Here is a 19,371-nt window from a genome sequence, read left to right on the forward strand (position 1 = left end):
TTGCATAGACGCATGAGCACCCCCGCGGTGGCCAGGTGACGACGATGCCGAGCGACGCGATGCAGGCCGACCGGGTGCTCGAACTCCGCATCCACGGAGTCAACAACACCGCCCCGCACGACCTGCTCGACGTGCCCGCCGACGAGGTGCGCCGGGTCGCGGGGGACGCGCTCGGCGGATTCTGGCGGCCGACGGCCGACTCGGTCGAGGCCAGGCGCGCGGCGCCGGGAGCGAACCGTGCGCGCGGGTACGTTCCGCGCGGAATCACCCGGGAGGCGTACTCCTGGGGCGGCATGGTGCGCACGACTCCCGGCGTCGCGGCGTCGGGCAAGCCGGGCGGAGCGGCATCCGCGATCCTCGGCGTGCTCGCCCGCATCGGCTGGACCTTCCTGCTGCCGTTCAGCGTCGCGAACGCCGCTGCCTGGGCGTGGCGGCTCCCGACGGGCACCGATCGCGTGCGGCTCCGCGCCCGGGCGGGAGCGATCCGGGTCTTCGGGGTGCTGCTCACCCTCGCCCTCGTCGCGACCCTGGCGAACCTGTCGATCGACGTCGTGGCCCTGCAGTGCTTCGGCACCGACACGCTGCTGTGCACGGTGCTCCCCCGGCCGTTCGCATCGCTCGAGAGCTGGACGCCGGGGCGCCGGATGGCCCTCCTGTCGTTTGTCCCGATCGTCGCGCTTGTCGGCGTGTGGCTGCTGTCGAGCATCTCGCGCCTCCGCTACGACGTCGCGGAACGTTTCGTCGCCGCCCGAGACGGCGACACGGCCGCTCCCGCGTCGCCGGCGCTGCTCTCCCGGCGCGGGTTCTGGCACAGCGCCGGCGCGACGCACCGGCTGGCCCTCGCCCACCTGGCCGCCGGCGTGGGGCTCGTCGCGGCGATGCTGTCGTTCCAGGCGGCGGTGGGCGGCGATGGCGCCGCCTGGCCTGTGGCGCTCGCGTCGTGTGCGGTGGTCGGTGCGGCGATCGTGACCGCCTTCGCCACCCGGACGATGCCGTTCGAACGGATGCCCCTCGATCGCGAGGCGGCGAGCCGGTTCGCCTGGTGGCCGGCGGTGCTCGTCGCGTCGAGCGCAGCGATCTACGTCATCGCGCTGATCGTGGTCGGCTTCGGGAGTCGGGATGCGTGGCAGGGGCAGCGCTGGGTGGCCACGGGCGTCTCGGTGTCGGGCATCGTGCTGGTCCTCATCGTCGCGGGCGCGACCGTGATCGTCTTCGCGAGCGCGTTCTTCCGGCTTCCCGCGCGCGGCGCCCGCTTCGAGGCCTGGCACGGGCTCGGGCAGACCGTCTTCCTCACGGCAGCGCTCGCGATCAGCCTGCTCCTCTCGGGCCTGCTCTCGGTTGCCGTCGGCAACTGGCTGAACGGCGGGGCCGGCGCCAGCGCACTGCTCCCGCGCGGCGACGGGTCGGTCGTTCCACCCGACGTCGTCGACGACGCCGGCGCGAGCTACCCGGTGCTGAGCGTGCCCGCGCTGCATCCGTGGTTCGGCGGTGCGGCACTGGTCGCGCTCATCGTCGGCCTCCTCGTCATCGGCGGCGCCCTCCTCCGCCCGCGGAACGTCGACGCTCGCGCCCGTGCCTGGACCGCCTCCGATCGCCCGGAGACGCCTCCGGCCGAGACCGTCGGCGGACCGATGGCGGTCGGGACATCCGCCGAGCTCGATACCCTCCTCGGCCCCGTCCGCGAGCGCAAGCGCGCCGTCGCCGCCAGGCTGCACCTCGCCGAGCCGATCGTCGGCGTGCTCGTCATCGTCGCGGCCGTTGCGATCGTCGGCGGGGTCGTGCTCACGATCGCCTACCCGCGGCTGCTCGACCCGGTCGCGCCCGTCGACACGCAGACCCTCGCGGATCGCATCGTCACGGCCGCCTTCCCCTGGCTCGACGTGGCGATGGGGGTGTGGGGTGTCATCACCGTGCTCGTCATCGCCGCCCTGGTGTCGGGTGTCGGCCCGGCGCAGCGGTCGCGCCCGCTCGCCGTGGTCTGGGATCTCGCCTGCTTCCTCCCCCGCGCCGGGCATCCGCTGGGCGCGCCCTGCTACACCGAGCGGGCCGTGCCCGAGGTGTCGCGCCGTGTGCTGTGGTGGCTGCAGCAGCCGCCCGACCGCACGACCGGGGCACCGACCCGGGTCGTGCTGGTGGCGCACAGCATGGGCGGCGTCGTCGCTCTGTCCGCACTCTTCTCGCTCGCCGCGCATCCCGGCTGGGAGGCGCTCCGCGACCGGGTCGCCCTCCTCACCTTCGGGGTGCAGGTGCGACCCTATTTCGGGCGGTTCTTCCCCGAGCTGCTCGGCCCGCACGTGCTCGGAGTGACGGCGTGCGAGCGACCACGGCTGTGGGCCGCCGATCCATGGCGGGCGGATGCCGCGGCCGGCCGGGAGCGCACATCCGCCGCGCCCGCCCGCTCGGGCGTTCCGGCGCGCGAGTGGATCAGCCTGTGGCGGCTGACCGATTTCCTCGGTTTCGCCGCCTTCGCCAACGTGCCGGGAAATCCCGTCGACCGCGCGGCCGACGAGATCGACACGAGCGGCTATACGGGCGAGGTCGGGACGCATGGAGAGTACTACCGGGTGCACCAGTACCACCGCGAGCTGCTGCGGCTCGCCGGGCTCGCCCCGCCCGGGTAGCGGGGCGAACGACTCCCGGGCGGCCGCGCGAACCATCGCGACGGCCCCGCGCGACGGCTCCCCGCGCCGGCTCCGCGCGCCGGCTCCGCGCGCCGGCTCCGTGCGCCGGCTGGAGCGTCAGCCGACGCGGCCGAGCGCGAGCGCGGCGTGCATGAGCGCAGCCACGGTCTCGCCGTCGCGGATCTCGCCGTGCCGCACCATCCGCATGACCTCGGCCCACGGCACGGCGCGCACGCGCCGGATGCCCTCCTCGGCCTGTGAATGACCGGGATGCGCAGATTCCCGGAGGCCCGTCGCGAGGAAGACGACCTCGGCGGCCCGGCAGATGCCGTTGAGCGCCTCCATCCGCCCGATCTCGCGCCAGGTGGATGCCTCGAGGCCGGCCTCCTCGAGCAGCTCGCGCTGCGCGGCCACGAGGGGGTCTTCGCCGTCGGAGCCGCCTGCTGGCACCTCGACTGACTCGCCGACCGTGTGCCGGTCGAGCGTGATCAGCACGACCTCGTCGTCGTCGGTCAGCGCGACGACGAACACCGCGTCGTTGCGCAGTTCGACCACACTGTAGATGCCGTCGCCGCCGTCGGGCCGGACCACCTGGTCTTCGGTGACCCTGATCCACGGATTCTCGTACACGGTGCGGCGGGTGCGCGTGGGCCAGCTCACGACGGGACCTCGTTCGCCGAGGTCACAGCTTCTCGATCGGCGCGACCTTGATCAGGAGCTTCTTCGCGCCCGAGGTGTCGAAGCTCACGTGCGCGACGCGCTTCGTGCCCTCGCCGGTGACCTGGGTGACCTTGCCCTCGCCGAAGTCGACGTGCCGGATGCGGTCGCCGGCCTCGAGGGTGAGGTCGCCGTTGTCGCGCACCGTGCCGGTGACCCGGTTCGCCCACTCGGTCTTGGGCTTGTCGGAACGGGTGACGCTGAACCGCTCGAGGTCTCGGTCGCGGGTGCCCCATACGCCGCCGCCCTGCCCGTGCCCGCGGCGCGCGTTGAGCGCGCGCGGCTGGGTGCCGCCGCGGCTGGTGGCCATTCCGGGTGATTGGCGCCAGTCGATCAGCCCCTCGGGGATCTCCTGCAAGTAGCGTGACGGCATCGCCACGGCAACCTCGCCGAACTGCGCCCGGCTCATCGCGAGCGACAGGTACAGGCGCTTGCGCGCGCGCGTGATGCCCACATAGAAGAGCCGCCGCTCCTCGGCCGGCCCGCCCGGCTCGGTGGCCGACATCTGGTGCGGCAGCAGACCCTCCTCGATGCCGGTGAGGAAGACCGCGTGGTACTCGAGGCCCTTCGCGGTGTGCAGCGTCATGAGCGAGACGGTGCCCGATGCATCGTCGAGCTCGTCGGCGGCGGCGACGAGCGACACCTGCGTGAGGAAGTCGACGAGGGTAGCGCCCGGGTTCTCGCGATCGAAGTCGCGGGTCTGCGCCACGAGCTCCTCGACGTTCTTGGCGCGGGTCTCGTCTTGCGGGTCGCGGCTGTTGCGCAGCGCACCGATGAGGCCCGACTGCTCGACGAGGAAGACGAGTACATCGGAGACCTTCGCCGCGCCGGTCGCTGAGCCCGTCGACGGGGAGCTCGCCTCGCCGGCCGTCGATGCCGGCGAGATCGGCACGAGCATGGCCGCCGCCTCGTCGAGCACCGTGGCGAGCCCCGTGATCGCCTTCGTGACCTTCGGCCCGAGGCCCAGGCCGGATGCCGCTCGCATCGCCTGCCGGAATGACATCTGGTTCTGCTCGGCGAACTGCGCGATCGCGGTCTCAGTGGCGGGCCCGATTCCCCGCTTCGGCGTGTTGAGGATGCGCCGCAGTGCGAGCTCATCGAGCGGATTCGCGACCGCGATGAGATACGCCATCGCGTCCTTGATCTCGGCGCGCTCGTAGAACTTCGTACCGCCGACGACGCGGTAGGGCAGCGCCGAGCGCACGAAGATCTCCTCGAGCGCTCGTGTCTGCGCGTTGGTGCGATAGAACACGGCGATCTCGCGGTAGGCGACGCCCTTCCGGTGCAGCGCCTCGACCTCGTCGGCGACGAACTGCGCCTCGTCGTGCGCGGTGTACCCGGTGAAGCCCGTGATCTTGTCACCGTCGCCGACGGCCGTCCAGAGCTTCTTCTCCTTGCGGTCGAAGTTGTTCGCGATGACGGCGTTGGCCGCGCTCAGGATGTTCTGGGTGGAGCGGTAGTTCTGCTCGAGCAGCACGACCTTGGCACCCGCGAAGTCGCGCTCGAACTCGGAGATGTTGCGGATGTCGGCACCGCGGAACGCATAGATCGACTGGTCGGAGTCGCCGACGACGGTGAGGCTCGCCCCGGGGATGCGGCCCGCGGCATCCGTCAGTGCTCTCGTGTTGAACCCGTGCTGCTCCATCTCGGCCACGCGCTCGGCCGGCACCGGCTGCGTCAGCTCACGGATGAGCGAGTACTGGGCGTGGTTCGTGTCTTGATACTCGTCGACGAGGATGTGCCGGAACCGCCGCTGGTAGAGCGAGGCGACCTTCGGGAACGCACGGAAGAGGTAGACCGTCTCGCTGATGAGGTCGTCGAAGTCGAGAGCGCTCGCGTCGCGCAGTCGCCGCGTGTACTGGCGGAAGATCTCGAGGAACATGACCTCTTGCGGGTCGTTCGTGTTCGCGTTGCGCGCGTACGACTCGACGTCGGCGAGCTCGTTCTTCAGCTTGGAGATCTTCGCCTGCGCGCTCGCGGGCGTGAAGCCGAGGGTGTCGGCATCGAGCTCCTTGATGATGCGCTTCAGGATGGTGCGCTGGTCGGCCGAGTCGTAGATGGTGAACGTCGACGACAGCCCGATCGCCTCGGCCTCGCGGCGGAGGATGCGCACGCACGCGGAGTGGAACGTGGAGATCCACATTCCGGATGCCCCTTCGCCGAGCAGCCCTTCGACGCGCTCGCGCATCTCGGCGGCCGCCTTGTTCGTGAACGTGATCGCGAGGATCTGGCTCGGCCACGCCTCGCGGCTCTCGATGAGGCTCGCGATGCGGTGCGTGAGCACGCGGGTCTTGCCCGAACCGGCGCCTGCGACGATGAGCAGCGCCTGGCCGCGGAACTCGACGGCCTCGCGCTGCTCGGGGTTGAGTCCGTCGGTGAGGCGCGAGCCGGCGCCGCCGTCGCCGGCGGCGGTGGCGCCGGGGCCGTCGGTGCCGATTCCGGATGCCGCGGCAGGCGCCTCGCGCCAGCCGGCCGGGTCGTCGGGGTCGAGGATCAGCGTCATGTCCCATCAAGTCTAGGCGCGGCATCCGACACCGCCGCGTACGCCGCCGGCCGGACGCCCCCGTGGTGCCCACCCCCGCGCCCGTCATCCACCGTCCTCCGCGAATCCCGTGTTTCTGCGACGCCACCCACCTCCGCGAATCCCGTGTTTCTGCGATGCCACCCACCTCCGCGAATCCCGTCTTTCTGCGATGCCACCCACCTCCGCGAATCCCGTGTTTCTGCGACGCCACCCACCTTCGCGAATCCCGTGTTTCTGCGATGCCACCCACCTCCGCGAATCCCATGTTTCTGCGGCTTCACCCACCTTCGCGAATCCCGTGTTTCTGCGACTTCACCCGCAGAAACCCGTGACTCGACATGGAGGGCATGCCCTCCGACACCCGAGCACCCGCGCGAATCCCGGATACCTGCGACTCGTCCTGCACATTCCCGGGATTCGCGGCGCTATCCACGCGGGCGGGCGACTTCGGGCGGGCGGTGCGACGCGGTGCGGCACGGTCGACGCATGGCCCGCCGCGCCCCGCTCCCCCTCGACTTCCGACTCGCGCCGTTCCACATCGCCGAAGCCGCCGCACGCGGCATCCGACCCTCGCGACTGCGTGCAGCCGACCTCGTGCGTCCGTTCTGCGGGGTGCGCGCGACATCCGCCCCCGAATCCCTGCGCGACCGGTGCCTGGCGTATGCCGCGCGCATGCCGCACGAGCACTGGTTCAGCCACGCCACCGCCGCACGGCTCTGGGAACTGCCGGTTCCCGCTCGGATCGAGCGGGACACGCGACTTCACGTCAGCTCGGCGAAGCGGGAGGCGGAGACAGCGGGGGTGATCGGCCATCGCGCCCAACGGCGACCCGACGTCAGGCCGCACCTCGGACTGTCCGTGCTCGCGCCGGCCGAAGCCTGGTGCCAACTCGGCAGTGTTCTCGCGGTCGACGAGCTCGTCGAGGCGGGCGATCGGCTGCTGGGATGGCCACTCCCGCTCTGCTCGCCTGCGGAACTCGACGCCGTAATCGCACGATTCGGCTCCCGCCGCGGCGCGAAGAACGTGCGAGCGGCTCGCGGCCGCATGCGCGGCGGGTCCGCATCGCCGCGTGAGTCGAGACTGCGCGAACTCCTGGTCGGGGCAGGCCTTCCCGAGCCGGCGCTGAACACACCGATCCGCCTGCTCGACGGCAGTTCCACTCCCGGTGACGTCGTGTACGTCGAGTACCGCGTCGTGGTCGAGTACGACGGTGAGCAGCATCGACTCGACGCGGAGCAGTTCGGCCGGGACGTCGACCGGCTCAACGCGCTCGCCCTGGCCGGATGGCTCGTGGTGCGGATCCGGAAGGACATGAGCGACCCCACCGCGATCCACCTGGTCTCGACGGCACTTCGGTCGCGCGGATGGCTCGCCTGACCGGAACCCGCCCGGCCGTTCCGCCCGCTCGGTGGTACCGCACGCGAGTCCCGCGCTTCTGCGGGTGGACCCGCACGAATCCGGGATTCGCGAAAGACTTCGCACGCAGCGAGACGCGGCACTCGGGCGCCCCTGCACGCGAGTCCCGCGTTTCTGCGGGTGAGCCCGCACAAATCCGGGACTCGCAAGTGAGTGCGCACGCCGCGAGACGCGGCCCTCGGGCGCCCCTGCACGCGAGTCCCGCGTTTCTGCGGGTGAACCCGCACGAATCCGGGACTCGGCGGATGCATGGGAATGCGGCGAGTGCGGGTACGCGGGCCCTCGCCCACGAGGGTGTGCGGGTACGCGACGGGTGCACCGTTGCGTGTCGGCTGCGTCGCCCCGGCACCGGACGCGCGGCGCGGTCAGGCGCCGGCGATCGCGCGCCGCGCCTCGACCCCGAGATCGGGGTGGTCCACGAAGATGCCGTCGACGCCGGTGCCGATCACGAGTTCGAACTCTCCGAACCAGTCGCCGTACGCGGCACGCGCCTTGCCGCGACGGAAGGGCGCCGCGAGGAAACGGTTCTCGGGTCGCAGCGTCCACGTGTACACCCGCAGACCGGCCGAGTGCGCGGCATCCACGAGGTCTGCGCCCACGAGCGGCCCGCCGTTCGCCGGCGTGCGCGACCGGGTGCGCCCGCCCGCGGCATCCGCCCCCGCATCGCCTATGCGACCGGCTGCGCGAACGACCCCCGTGTCGCCGACGAGCCGCGCCTTGCCGACGCTCACTCCGTCGACGCGCCCGGCGAGTCCGAGCAGCCCCGCCTCGGTGACGAACTCGTCGTACCGAGAGGCGCGCCGCCCCTCAGCGCGAACGAGATCGAAGGGCGCGCCGCTCGCCTCGACGAGGAAGATGCGAGGCCCTCGGATGCCGCGGGCGCCGAGCCGATCGAGCAGGTCGAGCTCGAACGACTCCATGACGAGCCGATCGTCGCCGCGACCCCACCCGGCCACGTCGAGCTCCGCCGCGAAGAGTTCGTCGAGCGGCAGCCCGAGCTCGGCGAAGTGGGTCGCGTGCTTGAACTCGGCGACCATGCGCAGCATCCGGCGCTGCTCGTCGGCGGCCGTGTCGATGAGGGCGAACAGGTCGCTCAGCCGCAGCACCGGGTACCGGCCGTCGAAGCTCGCACTCGACTGCCGCAGGGTCCCCAGCCGCTCCCTGGCCCGCAGCGTCGAGAGCTCGGCCCACGTGAAGTCCTCGGTGAACCACCCGATGAGCGGTCTGCCGTCGACCTCGCGAGTGGTGCGCCGAGCGGCGAACTCGGCGCGGGTCGCGACATCCGTCGTTCCCGAGATCTCGTTCTCGTGACGCAGCACGAGCACGCCGTCGCGCGTGGCGACGATGTCGGGCTCGACCGCATCGGCGCCGAGGGCGAACGCCAGCTCGTACGCCGAGCGGGTGTGCTCGGGACGGTACCCCGGCGCGCCGCGGTGGCCGATCACGAGCGGGAGCATGCCCGAGTCCTGCAGCATGCGCCCCAGCGTAGCCACGCTCGCGACGCGGACGCGGGAATCCGCGAAGAACTCCGGGTGTTATCCCCGCTACGACGGGTAGATTGGTGAATGGCACGGATGCCGCATCCGGTCGCCCGTCCACAGCACCGACGACAGCCGAAAGCAGAGGAAACCCCATGGCTCTCGACAATCCCGCATTCTCGCGGAACTCCGCCTTCTCGTCGCAGGGAGCCGTCGCCGCAGCGCAAGACATGTCGGCGCAGCAGCTGCAGGAGATGTACAACCAGCCCGCGACGTTGCCCGACCGCGAGGTCATGGCGATCGACACGACGATCCAGAAGTCGGCGGTCGCGTTCGGCCTGCTCGTCGTCGGCGCGGCGATCGGCTGGCTCACGTCCGAGTCGCTGCCGTTCCTCTGGATCGGCGCCGGCATCGCGGGCTTCGTGCTCGCCCTCGTGAACGTCTTCAAGAAGCAGCCGTCGCCGGCGCTCGTGCTCGCCTACGCGGGCGTCCAGGGCGTCTTCGTCGGCGGCATCTCGGCGTGGTACGAGGCGATCAACCCCGGCATCGTCGCGCAGGCCGTCATCGCGACGCTCGTCGTGGTCGGCGTCACCCTCGCGCTCTTCGCGTCGGGCAAGATCCGCGCGTCGAAGAAGGCGACGAAGATCTTCCTCATCGCGATGGTCGGCTACCTCGTGTTCTCGCTCGTGAACTTCGGGATCATGATCTTCGGCGGCGCCGGAGGCAACCCGTGGGGCCTCCGCGGCAGCGTCGAGATCCTCGGCATCCCGCTCGGCGTGATCCTCGGCATCTTCGTCGTCATCATGGCTGCCTACTCGCTCGTGCTCGACTTCGACTTCATCCAGCAGGGCGTGCGCAACCGCGCCCCGAAGAAGTTCGAGTGGACCGGCGTGTTCGGCATCATGGTCACGGTCATCTGGCTGTATCTCGAGATCCTGCGGATGCTCGCCATCGCGCAGTCGAGCGACTGACGAAGCTCGCACTCACCAACCGGAACGGCCGCCCTCGGGCGGCCGTTCCGCGTTGCCTCTGTTCCCTGAACTCGCCGTTCCCTGAGCCCGCCGAAGGGAACCGACACGCTCGACGCTCCCTTCGACGAGCTCAGGGAGCGCCGTCCACGGCTGCCTTCGCCTCGAGCGCGGCACGCTCACGGTCGTTGCCGGCCAGCCGCGCAGCGACGGCGAACTCGGCGCGGGCCTCGCCGGCCCGGCCGAGTCGCAACAGCAGCTCGCCGCGGGTGGCCGGCAGCAGGTGGTACCCGGCGAGCCTGCCGCCGGCGACCAACTCGTCGACGATCCGCAGCGCCGACGCCGGGCCAGTCGCCATCGCGACCGCCGCCGCCCTGTTCAGCTCCACGACCGGTGACGGCGCGAGTCGGCCGAGGGCCTCGTAGAGCACCACGATCCTGTCCCAGTCCGTCTCATCGACGGATGCCGCGACGGCGTGACACTCGGCGATCGCCGCCTGCAGGGCGTATGCTCCGCGACCACGGCCGACCGCGTCGGCCCGCGCGAGCGCGGCACGTCCGCGAGAGATCCGCCCACGATCCCACCTCGCACGGTCCTGATCGGCCAGGAGCACGGGGTCGCCCGCCGCATCCAGCCGCGCGGGGAACCGCGCCGCGGTGAGCTCCATGAGCGCGACCAACCCGTGCACCTCGGGCTCTGAGGGCGTCAGCTCGGCGAGCACGCGGCCCAGCCGGATCGCCTCCCGGCCGAGCTCTGGCCGCATCCAGTCCTCGCCCGAGCTCGCCGTGTGCCCCTCATTGAACACGAGGTACAGCACCCCGAGCACACCGCCGAGCCGCTCACCGAACTCGGCCCGGTCGGGCACCTCGAACGGCACCTTCGCGGCCGCGAGCGTCTTCTTCGCCCGCACGATCCGCTGCTGCACCGTCGCGGTCGGCACGAGGAACGCCCGGGCGATCTGCTCGCTCGAGAGGCCGCCGACGACGCGAAGGGTCAGCGCCACCCGCGCCTCTCGTGAGAGCACCGGATGGCACGAGACGAACACGAGTCGGAGCACGTCGTCGTCGATGCGGTCGGGATCCCACGGCAGCGCGCCCGAGACATCCGTCGCCTCCGCCTGCTCCTGCTCGAGGTCGTGGGTGATCGCGGCGAGCCGCTCGTCGTACCGCTCCCGCCGGCGCCAGCCGTCGATCGCCCTGCGCTTCGCGACCGTCGTGAGCCACGCCCCGGGGTTTCTCGGAACGCCCGACTCGGGCCACTGCGCGAGCGCATCGACGAGCGCCTCCTGGGCGAGGTCCTCTGCGAGCCCGAAGTCGCCGACCGCGCGTGTGAGCGTGGCGACGATGCGCGCCGACTCGATGCGCCACACGGCCTCGACGGCGCGCCGGGCGGACTCGGTGCCGTCCGCCCGACGCGCCGTCGGGGCATCCGTCATCGCTCAGGCCTTCCGACGATTCAGGCCTTCGATGCCCGCTCGGCCTGCTGCTCGCGCCAGCCGGCCTCCTTCTGGACCCACTCGTTGTCGGCCGGGAAGTCCTCCAGCTCGGTGACACGGCGCACCTCGAGGAACGCACCTGCCCCGAGCGGAGCGCGCTTCGCCCACTCGGCGGCCTCCTCCTTCGACGAGACCTCGAGGATCCAGAAGCCGTTGAACAGCTCCTTCGTCTCGCCGTAGGGGCCGTCGGTCACGAGCGGCGTCTCGCTCGCGAAGTCGACGACGAAGCCCTCGGCGGCGTCGGTGAGGCCCTCGCCGGTGAGCAGCACGCCCGCCTTCATCATCGACTCGTTGTACCTGCCCATCGCCTCGATGACCTGCTCGAACGGCATGTCCTCGAAGGCCTTCACACCCTCGTCGTTCGCGCGCATGATCAGCATGTACTTCACGGTGCTCTCCTTCGTTCGCGGGGCCGCTTCGACCCTCTCACTCATGGCGTCGAACGGGCAATGCGCAGATCGACACGTGCGTGAAGCGAATTTCGGATGCCTCGTGCCGCCGCCCCCCAGATGATCACCGTCGTCCCTCATCGAGAGTGCACCCAGCGCCCCAACGAGGGCGGCACGTGCACGCTCGATGCGAGGGTCGCACTCCCGGTGGTGCGAGGGTCCGCCTGTCATCGAACTGGCGCCGCGGCCCGGAGTCGGCACCGCGGGCAAGGCGCCGGCGCTTCACGGCAGCGAGGAGGGCGCCGTCGTCACTCCCACTCGATGGTGCCCGGCGGCTTCGACGTGACGTCGAGCACGACCCGGTTGACCTCGCGCACCTCATTCGTGATGCGGTTCGAGATGCGCGCGAGCACGTCGTACGGCAGGCGCGTCCAGTCGGCGGTCATCGCGTCTTCGCTCGAGACGGGTCGCAGCACGATCGGGTGGCCGTAAGTCCGGCCGTCTCCCTGCACGCCCACCGAGCGCACATCGGCGAGGAGCACCACCGGACACTGCCAGATCTCTTGGTCGAGGCCGGCGGCCGTGAGCTCGGCGCGCGCGATCGCGTCGGCCTCGCGCAGCACCTCGAGCCGGTCGCGCGTCACCTCGCCCACGATGCGGATGCCGAGGCCCGGCCCCGGGAACGGCTGCCGCCCCACGATCGCCTCGGGCAGCCCGAGCTCGCGGCCGATGGCGCGCACCTCGTCCTTGAAGAGCGTGCGCAGCGGCTCGACGAGCTCGAACTGCAGGTCTTCGGGCAGGCCGCCCACGTTGTGGTGGCTCTTGATGTTCGCGGTGCCCGCGCCGCCGCCCGACTCGACCACGTCGGGGTAGAGCGTGCCTTGTACGAGGAAGCGGATCGGCTCGCCGTCGGCCTCGGCCTCGGCGACGAGGTCGCGCTCGGCCCGCTCGAACGCGCGGATGAATTCGCGGCCGATGATCTTGCGCTTCTCCTCGGGGTCGGTCACCCCGGCGAGCGCGTCGAGGAACGTGTCGACCGCGTCGACCGTGACGAGCCGGATGCCGGTGGCCGCGACGTAGTCCTCCTCGACCTGACGGCGCTCGTCTTGGCGCAGCAGCCCGTGGTCGACGAAGACGCACACGAGCTGGTCGCCGACGGCCTCGTGCACGATCGCGGCGGCCACGGCCGAGTCGACCCCGCCCGACAGGCCCGCGATGACCCGCCCCGACCCGACCTGCGCGCGGATGCGGGCGACCTGCTCGGCGATGACGTTGCCCGAGTTCCAGTCGGCGGGGATGCCGGCGGCACGGTGCAGGAAGTTCTCGATCACCCGCTGCCCGAACTCGGAGTGCTTCACCTCGGGATGCCACTGCACGCCGTAGAAGCCCTGCTCGTCGTTCGCGAAGGCGGCGACCGGTGTCGTCGCCGTCGATGCCAGCACCTCGAAGCCCTCGGGCGCGACCGCGACCGAGTCGCCGTGGCTCATCCACACCGTCTGCGCGACGGGCTGCCCACCCAGCAGCGCGTTGTCGTCGTCGGTGCGTGCCGTGACGGCGGTCGAGCCGTATTCGCGGTGGCCGGTGTGCGCGACCTCGCCGCCGAGCTGCTGCGCCATCACCTGGAAGCCGTAACAGATGCCGAGCGTCGGCACCCCGAGCCGCAGGATGCCCTCGTCGAGCGCCGGCGCGCCCGCTTCGTAGACCGACGACGGCCCGCCCGAGAGCACGATGCCCACGGGATTCTTCGCGGCGACCTCTGCGGCCGTGATCGTGTGCGGCACGATCTCGGAGTAGACGGATGCCTCGCGCACGCGCCGCGCGATGAGCTGCGCGTACTGCGCGCCGAAGTCGACGACGAGCACGGGTCGCTGCTCGGTGGGCTGGTCGGTCACTGCTGCGCCTCCACGGTGTCGGGGGTCCCTGAGCTCGTCGAAGGGCGCGCTTCGACAGGCTCAGCGAGCGGGGTCGAACCGGTCCCTGAGCTCGTCGAAGGGCGCCGAGCGAGGTACGCACGCACCTCGCGCGCGACGCGCACCTCGAGGATGAACGAGAGGAACGGGATGACGCCGCCGAGGGCGATGAGGATGAACCGCGAGAACGGCCACCGCATGAGGCTCCACAGCCGGAAATCGCTGAAGAGGTAGACCACGTAGAACCAGCCGTGCACCATGAGGATGCCGGTCGAGAGGTTCACAGCCGTGACCGTGTCGCCCGGAACGAAGGCGAGGAACCCCTGCGGCCCGCCGAGTTCGAGTTCGAGCCCGAAGGCGTACTTCATCAGCATCTCGGCGCAGAGCGCGAGCAGCAGCACGCCGGTGATGACCGAGGCCACCTGGTAGAAGCGGAGCGCCCCGCGAATGCGCGGCAGATCGGCGAGTTTCGGCTCGAGGGGCATGCCGACAGTCTACGGCGCGTCGACGAGTTCCCTGGGCACGACGAAGACGTCGACGAGCGCCCCGTTGCGCCAGAGCGTCATCTCGACCTGTCGGTCGATCGCGTTCTCGACCATGAGCTTCTGGATCGAGGTCGAGGTCACGATCTTCCGGCGGTCGAGCGAGACGACGATGTCGCCGCGCCGGATGCCGGCGAGCTCGGCCGGACTGTCGGCTGCGACGCCCGCCACCTGGAGGCCGGTCGGCGAGCCGATGCGGGCGGCGAGCGCCGGCGCGAGCTGCACCTGCGCGCCCACGATGCCGAGCCACGCGCGGCGCACCCGGCCGTTGCGCATGAGGGTCGTGATGATGTCGCGGGTCGCCCGGTTGATGGGCACGGCGAGGCCGAGCCCGATGCCGGCGACGGCGGTGTTCACGCCGACCATGCGCCCGCTGCCGTCGGCCAGGACGCCGCCCGAGTTGCCCGGGTTGAGCGCGGCATCCGTCTGGATGACCTCGTCGATCACGCGGCCGCTCGCGGTCGGCAGCGAACGGCCGAGGTTCGAGACGATGCCGGCGGTCACGCTGCCCGCCAGGCCGAGCGGGTTGCCGAGGGCCACGACGAGCTGCCCCACCTGGAGCGCCGCCGCGTCGCCGAGCGGCACGGGCGCCGGAACCGGCCCGCGTGCGCGCAGCACCGCGAGGTCGGAGAGCACGTCGCGACCGACCACGTCGACCGCGACCGACGTGCCGTCGCCGAACGTCGCCTCGGCCGAGTTCACCCCGACGACGACATGGGCGCTCGTGAGCAGCACGCCGTCGTCGCTGATGACGCTCGCGCTTCCCGCACCGGCACCCCGCGCGGACCGCACCGCGAGGCTCGCGACGCTCGGAAGCACCGTGCGTGCGACCGTGGTGACGACTCTCGAGTAGGCGTCGAGCGGATCTTCGGTGGCCACACGCACATCATCACCCCACCGGGCGGCCATGCGTCCGCGGTTCGCCGCAGGCGGAATGACGCCCGTCGCGCGGAGCGACGCGCCCGTCGCGTGGAGCGACGCGCCCGTCGCGTGGAGCGACGCAACCGCGGCGCGCGCGATTCCCGGGTTTCTGCGAGAAGAGCCGCACAAATCCGGAACTCGCAGGAAGCCTCCCCGCGGAATGACGCAGCACGCGCATCACCCCGCTCCCGAGTCACGGCATTCTGCGGGTGGACCCGCACGAACCCGGGACTCGACCCTCGGTGTTCGAGGGGAGCAGCCGCCCGCGATCGCGGTCGCGCCACGGCCGGGAACGGGTGGCAGTGGAGCAGTGTCGAGACTCAGTGCGACGACGTGCCCGCGGCATCCGGCGACGTCGGGCCCGTGGCATCTGCCGCCCCCTGATCGGCCGCCGCCTCGGCCTCGGCCTCGGCCTCGTCGCGCTCCCGCTCGACGGCGTCGCGCACGAGCCGGTACCAGAGGAACACCGCGAACCCGGCGAACACGACCCACTCGACCGCGTAGAACACGTTGAGCCAGTTCAGCTCCACGGATGTCTCGGGCGGCGGTGAGGCGATCGCCTCGAGCCCGGCGGCGGGGTCGGCGGCCGTCACGTACCCGAAGTAGACGGGCCGGTCGTCGTAGTCGGCCCACACGTTGATGAGCTGGGCGACGGCGACGGTCTGCATCGCGAACGGGTCGGCGTCGTCGTCGGGCACGATCGGCGCCTCGCTCGGCAGGAAGCGTCCGACGACCGTCGATGCCGCTCCCCCGCCGGCGCCGACTCCCGCGTCGAAGCGCTCGGCGGCGTCGTGCGCGGCGTCGTCGTCGGCCGCCCAGCCGAGGGCGACGGGCAGGCCGCCGCGTGCGGCATCCGTCACCTCGAGGTGGGCGACGACCCAGTAGCCCGATGCGCCGTCGTTGAGCCGGCCCTCGACGACCACCGTGTCGCCGGGCACGAACGTGCCGGCGACCTCGACGCGCTGTCCGGTGGCCGCCTGCTCGGTGTAGCCGTCGGGCTGTGCGACATCGGCGAGCGGCCGCACCTGCTCGGTCGGGCGCTCGACCACGGCGGCCTGCTCGACCGCGCGTTCGAGCTGCCACTGGCCGAGCAGCGCGAACGCCGCGGCGATGCCGAGGGCGGCGACGAGCGCGAGCACCCAGCGCGGGCGCAACATCATGTGGAGCATAGGGCGCGCGGACTCCCGGTCTCGAGTGCGTCGCGCTCCAGTCTATCCGCGCGGGATCAGAGCCCAGTCCGCCCGAGCGATCCCCGTCAGTCGACGGTCACGATGTCGGGCGCCGCGAGGCGCACCCGGTCGGCGGACTCGTCGTCGGGCTGCTCCTGCGACGCGCGTTCTGCGGCGACGCGCTGCAGGTAGCGCTCGACCTCGAGGGCCTCGCGCGCCTCGTCCCAGCCCAGCACACCCGCCATGAGCTTCGCCGCGACCGGCGCGGCCGACACCCCTCGGTCCCACGCCTCGATCGAGATGCGGGTGCGGCGGGCGAGCACGTCGTCGAGGTGCAGGGCGCCCTCGTGGGATGCCGCATAGACGACCTCGGCGCCGAGGTAGTCGTCGGCGCCCGGGAGCGGTTCGCCGAGTGCGGCATCCGACCGGATCAGGTCGAGGAGCTCGTCGGTCATCGTGCCGTACCGGTTCAGCAGGTGCTCGATGCGCACCTTGTGCACGCCGAAGGCCCGGGCGATCTTGCCGCGCTTGTTCCACGCCGCCTGGTAGCCCTCCGCACCGAGCAGCGGGATGTCCTGCGTGGTCGAGGGCGGCACGCGACCGTCAAGCGCGTCGGCGGCCGCGTCGATCGCGTCCGTCGCCATCACCCGGTACGTGGTCCACTTGCCGCCCGCCACGACGACGAGGCCCGGCACGGTGTGCGCGACGATGTGCTCGCGCGAGAGCTTCGAGGTCTGGTCGCTCTCACCGGCGAGCAGCGGCCGGAGCCCTGCGAAGACGCCCTCGACGTCTTCACGCGTGAGCGGCACGGTGAGCAGGGCGTTCACGTGCTCGAGCAGGTAGTCGATGTCGGCGGCCGTCGCGGCCGGATGCGCCTTGTCGAGGTTCCAGTCGGTGTCGGTCGTGCCGATGATCCAGTGCCTGCCCCACGGGATCACGAAGAGCACGCTCTTCTCGGTGCGGAAGATCATGCCCATCGCCGACTGGATGCGGTCGCGCGGCACCACGAGGTGGATGCCCTTCGACGCGCGCACCTTGAACGTGCCACGCTCGCCCACCATCCGCTGCGTGTCGTCGGTCCACACGCCGGTCGCGTTCACGACCTGCTTCGCGCGGATCTCGAAGTGCTCGTCGTTCTGCAGGTCGTGCGCCTTCACGCCGACGACCCGCTCACCGACCTTGATGAAGCCCTCGACCTTCACCCGGCTCGCGACGTGCGCCCCGTAGAACGACGCCGTGCGGGCGAGGGATGCCACGTAGCGCGCGTCGTCGACCTGTGCGTCGTAGTACGTGAGGCCGCCGATGAGGGCGTTCGGCGCCAGCGACGGGATGGCCCGGCGCACCTGCCGCTTCGACAGGTGCCGGTGGTGCGGGACCCCGGGTGGCCGACCGCCGGTGTAGCTGAAGATGTCGTAGAGCAGCATGCCGGCGCCGATGTAGACACGCTCGAAGAACCGCTGCTTCAGGGGGTAGAGGAACCGCACGGGCTTCACGAGGTGCGGCGCGATGCGCTGCAGCAGCAGGCCGCGCTCGATGAGGGCCTCGCGCACCAGCCTGAAGTCGAGCTGTTCGAGGTATCGGATGCCGCCGTGCACGAGCTTCGACGAACGGCTCGACGTGCCCGACGCCCAGTCTCGGGCCTCGAGCAGGCCGGTGGAGAGTCCGCGGGTGACCGCGTCGAGCGCCGCACCCGTGCCGACGATGCCGCCGCCGACGACGAGGATGTCGAGCTCCTTCTCCTTCAGGCGGGCGATCGCCGCCGCCCGCTCCTCGGGCCCGAGCTTCGTCGAACGAGTCACCGACCGCCGGGTCGTCACAGTCTGTGTCGCCGGCCTTTGTGTCGCCATCGTCGCACCCCGTCCCCGCGGCCTCACGGCGGGGCCGCGCGATCGGTCTCCACGCTACCCGAGCGGTCGGCGATCGAGTAGCGCCGGCCCGCTATGCACCCTGGTACGGCGCGGCGACGATCTCGACCCGCTGGAACTCCTTCAGGTCGGAGTAGCCCGTCGTCGCCATCGAACGGCGAAGCGCGCCGACGAGGTTCGCGGTGCCGTCGGCGGCGGGCGCCGGGCCGTACAGCACCTCTTCGAGCGAAGCGACCTGGCCGACCTGCACGCGCTGGCCGCGCGGGAGCTTCACGTGGTGCGCCTCGGGGCCCCAGTGGTAGCCGCAGCCGGGGGCGTCCGTGGCCCTTGCGAGCGCCGCACCGAGCATCACGGCATCGGCGCCGCACGCGATGGCCTTCACGATGTCGCCCGACTTGCCGACGCCGCCGTCGGCGATGACGTGCACGTAGCGGCCGCCCGACTCGTCGAGGTAGTCGCGGCGCGCGCCCGCGACATCCGCCACCGCCGTGGCCATCGGCGCGTGGATGCCGAGCGTCGCGCGCGTGGTCGACGCCGCACCGCCGCCGAAGCCGACGAGCACGCCCGCCGCCCCCGTGCGCATGAGGTGCAGGGCCGCAGTGTAGGTGGCGGCGCCGCCGACGATCACCGGCACGTCGAGCTCGTAGATGAACTTCTTGAGGTTCAGCGGCTCCTGATTCTTCGAGACGTGCTCGGCCGAGACCGTGGTGCCGCGGATGACGAACAGGTCGACGCCCGCCGCCACGACGGTCGCGTAGAGCTCCTGCGTGCGCTGCGGCGAGAGTGCGCCCGCGACGGTGACGCCCGCCGCGCGGATCTCGGCGAGGCGCTCGGTGACGAGGTCGGGCTTGATCGGCTCGGCGTAGAGCTGCTGCATCCGGGCCGTCGCCTTCTCGGGGGTGAGGTTGCAGATCTCGGCGAGCACGGGCTCGGGGTCTTCGTAGCGGGTCCAGAGGCCCTCGAGGTCGAGCACGCCGAGACCGCCGAGGCGGCCCATCATGATCGCCGTGCGCGGAGAGACGACCGAGTCCATCGGCGCCGCGATGAAGGGGATGTCGAACTGGTAGGCGTCGATCGACCAGCCGACCGAGACGTCTTCGGGATCGCGGGTGCGCCGGCTCGGCACGATCGCGATGTCGTCGAACGCGTAGACGCGGCGGCCTCGCTTGGAGCGGCCGATCTCGATCTCCTGGGTCACCGTCCAACCCTATCGAACGCGCTTCCCGGCCAGCCGCCCATCGAGCGGTGGGGGGGGGGGGGGGGGCGGCCCGGGCGGGCGCCCCCCCGCCCCCACGCCCGGGCCCGGGGGGGCGCGGGGGGGGGGCGCGGCCCGGCCCGGCTGGCACATCGAGTGCT

The 19,371-nt window shown here is 71.6% G+C and carries 14 protein-coding genes; 3 read left to right on the forward strand and 11 right to left on the reverse strand.

The window, feature by feature from the left end:
• Positions 1-44 precede the first annotated feature (44 nt).
• Positions 45-2,621 (forward strand): hypothetical protein, encoded by a 2,577-nt coding sequence (locus ACFWN7_RS04360; protein ID WP_376937502.1) that lies wholly within the window; start codon positions 45-47, stop codon positions 2,619-2,621.
• 117 nt (positions 2,622-2,738) lie between these two features.
• Here the strand turns inward: ACFWN7_RS04360 and ACFWN7_RS04365 are convergent, their stop codons facing one another.
• On the reverse strand, positions 2,739-3,281 hold the full coding sequence (locus ACFWN7_RS04365; protein WP_376937503.1) for an NUDIX domain-containing protein: 543 nt from the start codon (positions 3,279-3,281) through the stop codon (positions 2,739-2,741).
• Positions 3,282-3,303: 22 nt separating this feature from the next.
• Positions 3,304-5,841: an ATP-dependent helicase gene (locus ACFWN7_RS04370; RefSeq protein ID WP_376937504.1), complete on the reverse strand. Its 2,538-nt coding sequence runs from the start codon at positions 5,839-5,841 to the stop codon at positions 3,304-3,306.
• Between the two features lie 507 nt (positions 5,842-6,348).
• Between ACFWN7_RS04370 and ACFWN7_RS04375 the strand changes: the two genes are divergently transcribed.
• A complete protein-coding gene (locus ACFWN7_RS04375) occupies positions 6,349-7,239 on the forward strand; it encodes a DUF559 domain-containing protein (protein ID WP_376937505.1) in 891 nt (296 codons plus the stop codon).
• A gap of 404 nt (positions 7,240-7,643) precedes the next feature.
• On the opposite strand, the gene ACFWN7_RS04380 is transcribed toward ACFWN7_RS04375, so the two are convergent.
• A complete protein-coding gene (locus ACFWN7_RS04380) occupies positions 7,644-8,753 on the reverse strand; it encodes a glycerophosphodiester phosphodiesterase family protein (protein ID WP_376937506.1) in 1,110 nt (369 codons plus the stop codon).
• A gap of 158 nt (positions 8,754-8,911) precedes the next feature.
• On the opposite strand from ACFWN7_RS04380, the gene ACFWN7_RS04385 reads away from it, so the two are divergent.
• A complete protein-coding gene (locus tag ACFWN7_RS04385) occupies positions 8,912-9,727 on the forward strand; it encodes a Bax inhibitor-1/YccA family protein (protein ID WP_376937507.1) in 816 nt (271 codons plus the stop codon).
• A 130-nt stretch (positions 9,728-9,857) separates the two neighbouring features.
• On the opposite strand, the gene ACFWN7_RS04390 is transcribed toward ACFWN7_RS04385, so the two are convergent.
• The 8 genes from ACFWN7_RS04390 to ACFWN7_RS04425 all read right to left on the reverse strand — a co-directional run bounded on the left by ACFWN7_RS04390 (position 9,858) and on the right by ACFWN7_RS04425 (position 19,213).
• A complete protein-coding gene (locus ACFWN7_RS04390) occupies positions 9,858-11,159 on the reverse strand; it encodes an RNA polymerase sigma factor (protein ID WP_376937508.1) in 1,302 nt (433 codons plus the stop codon).
• A gap of 20 nt (positions 11,160-11,179) precedes the next feature.
• On the reverse strand, positions 11,180-11,608 hold the full coding sequence (locus tag ACFWN7_RS04395; RefSeq protein WP_376937509.1) for a YciI family protein: 429 nt from the start codon (positions 11,606-11,608) through the stop codon (positions 11,180-11,182).
• Between the two features lie 308 nt (positions 11,609-11,916).
• Positions 11,917-13,500: a glutamine-hydrolyzing GMP synthase gene (gene guaA, locus ACFWN7_RS04400; RefSeq protein ID WP_376937510.1), complete on the reverse strand. Its 1,584-nt coding sequence runs from the start codon at positions 13,498-13,500 to the stop codon at positions 11,917-11,919.
• The gene (locus ACFWN7_RS04405) at positions 13,497-14,003 is read right to left on the reverse strand and encodes a DUF3817 domain-containing protein (protein ID WP_376937511.1); all 507 of its coding nucleotides are present in this window, start codon (positions 14,001-14,003) and stop codon (positions 13,497-13,499) included. Before ACFWN7_RS04405 ends, guaA begins: the two co-directional genes overlap by 4 nt.
• Before the next feature lie 9 nt (positions 14,004-14,012).
• Complete coding sequence (locus ACFWN7_RS04410; protein ID WP_376937512.1) at positions 14,013-14,969, reverse strand: S1C family serine protease; 957 nt, start codon at positions 14,967-14,969, stop codon at positions 14,013-14,015.
• A gap of 332 nt (positions 14,970-15,301) precedes the next feature.
• Positions 15,302-16,141 (reverse strand): SURF1 family protein, encoded by an 840-nt coding sequence (locus tag ACFWN7_RS04415; protein ID WP_376937513.1) that lies wholly within the window; start codon positions 16,139-16,141, stop codon positions 15,302-15,304.
• Positions 16,142-16,236: 95 nt separating this feature from the next.
• Entirely contained in the window at positions 16,237-17,949 is a 1,713-nt protein-coding gene (locus tag ACFWN7_RS04420) for a glycerol-3-phosphate dehydrogenase/oxidase (protein ID WP_376937514.1), read from the reverse strand.
• 139 nt (positions 17,950-18,088) lie between these two features.
• Positions 18,089-19,213: a GuaB3 family IMP dehydrogenase-related protein gene (locus tag ACFWN7_RS04425; RefSeq protein WP_376937515.1), complete on the reverse strand. Its 1,125-nt coding sequence runs from the start codon at positions 19,211-19,213 to the stop codon at positions 18,089-18,091.
• Between the last annotated feature and the right edge of the window lie 158 nt (positions 19,214-19,371).

Origin of the sequence: Agromyces sp. NPDC058484, from assembly GCF_042720415.1 — a bacterium.
In the GTDB taxonomy this organism is placed as follows: domain Bacteria; phylum Actinomycetota; class Actinomycetes; order Actinomycetales; family Microbacteriaceae; genus Agromyces.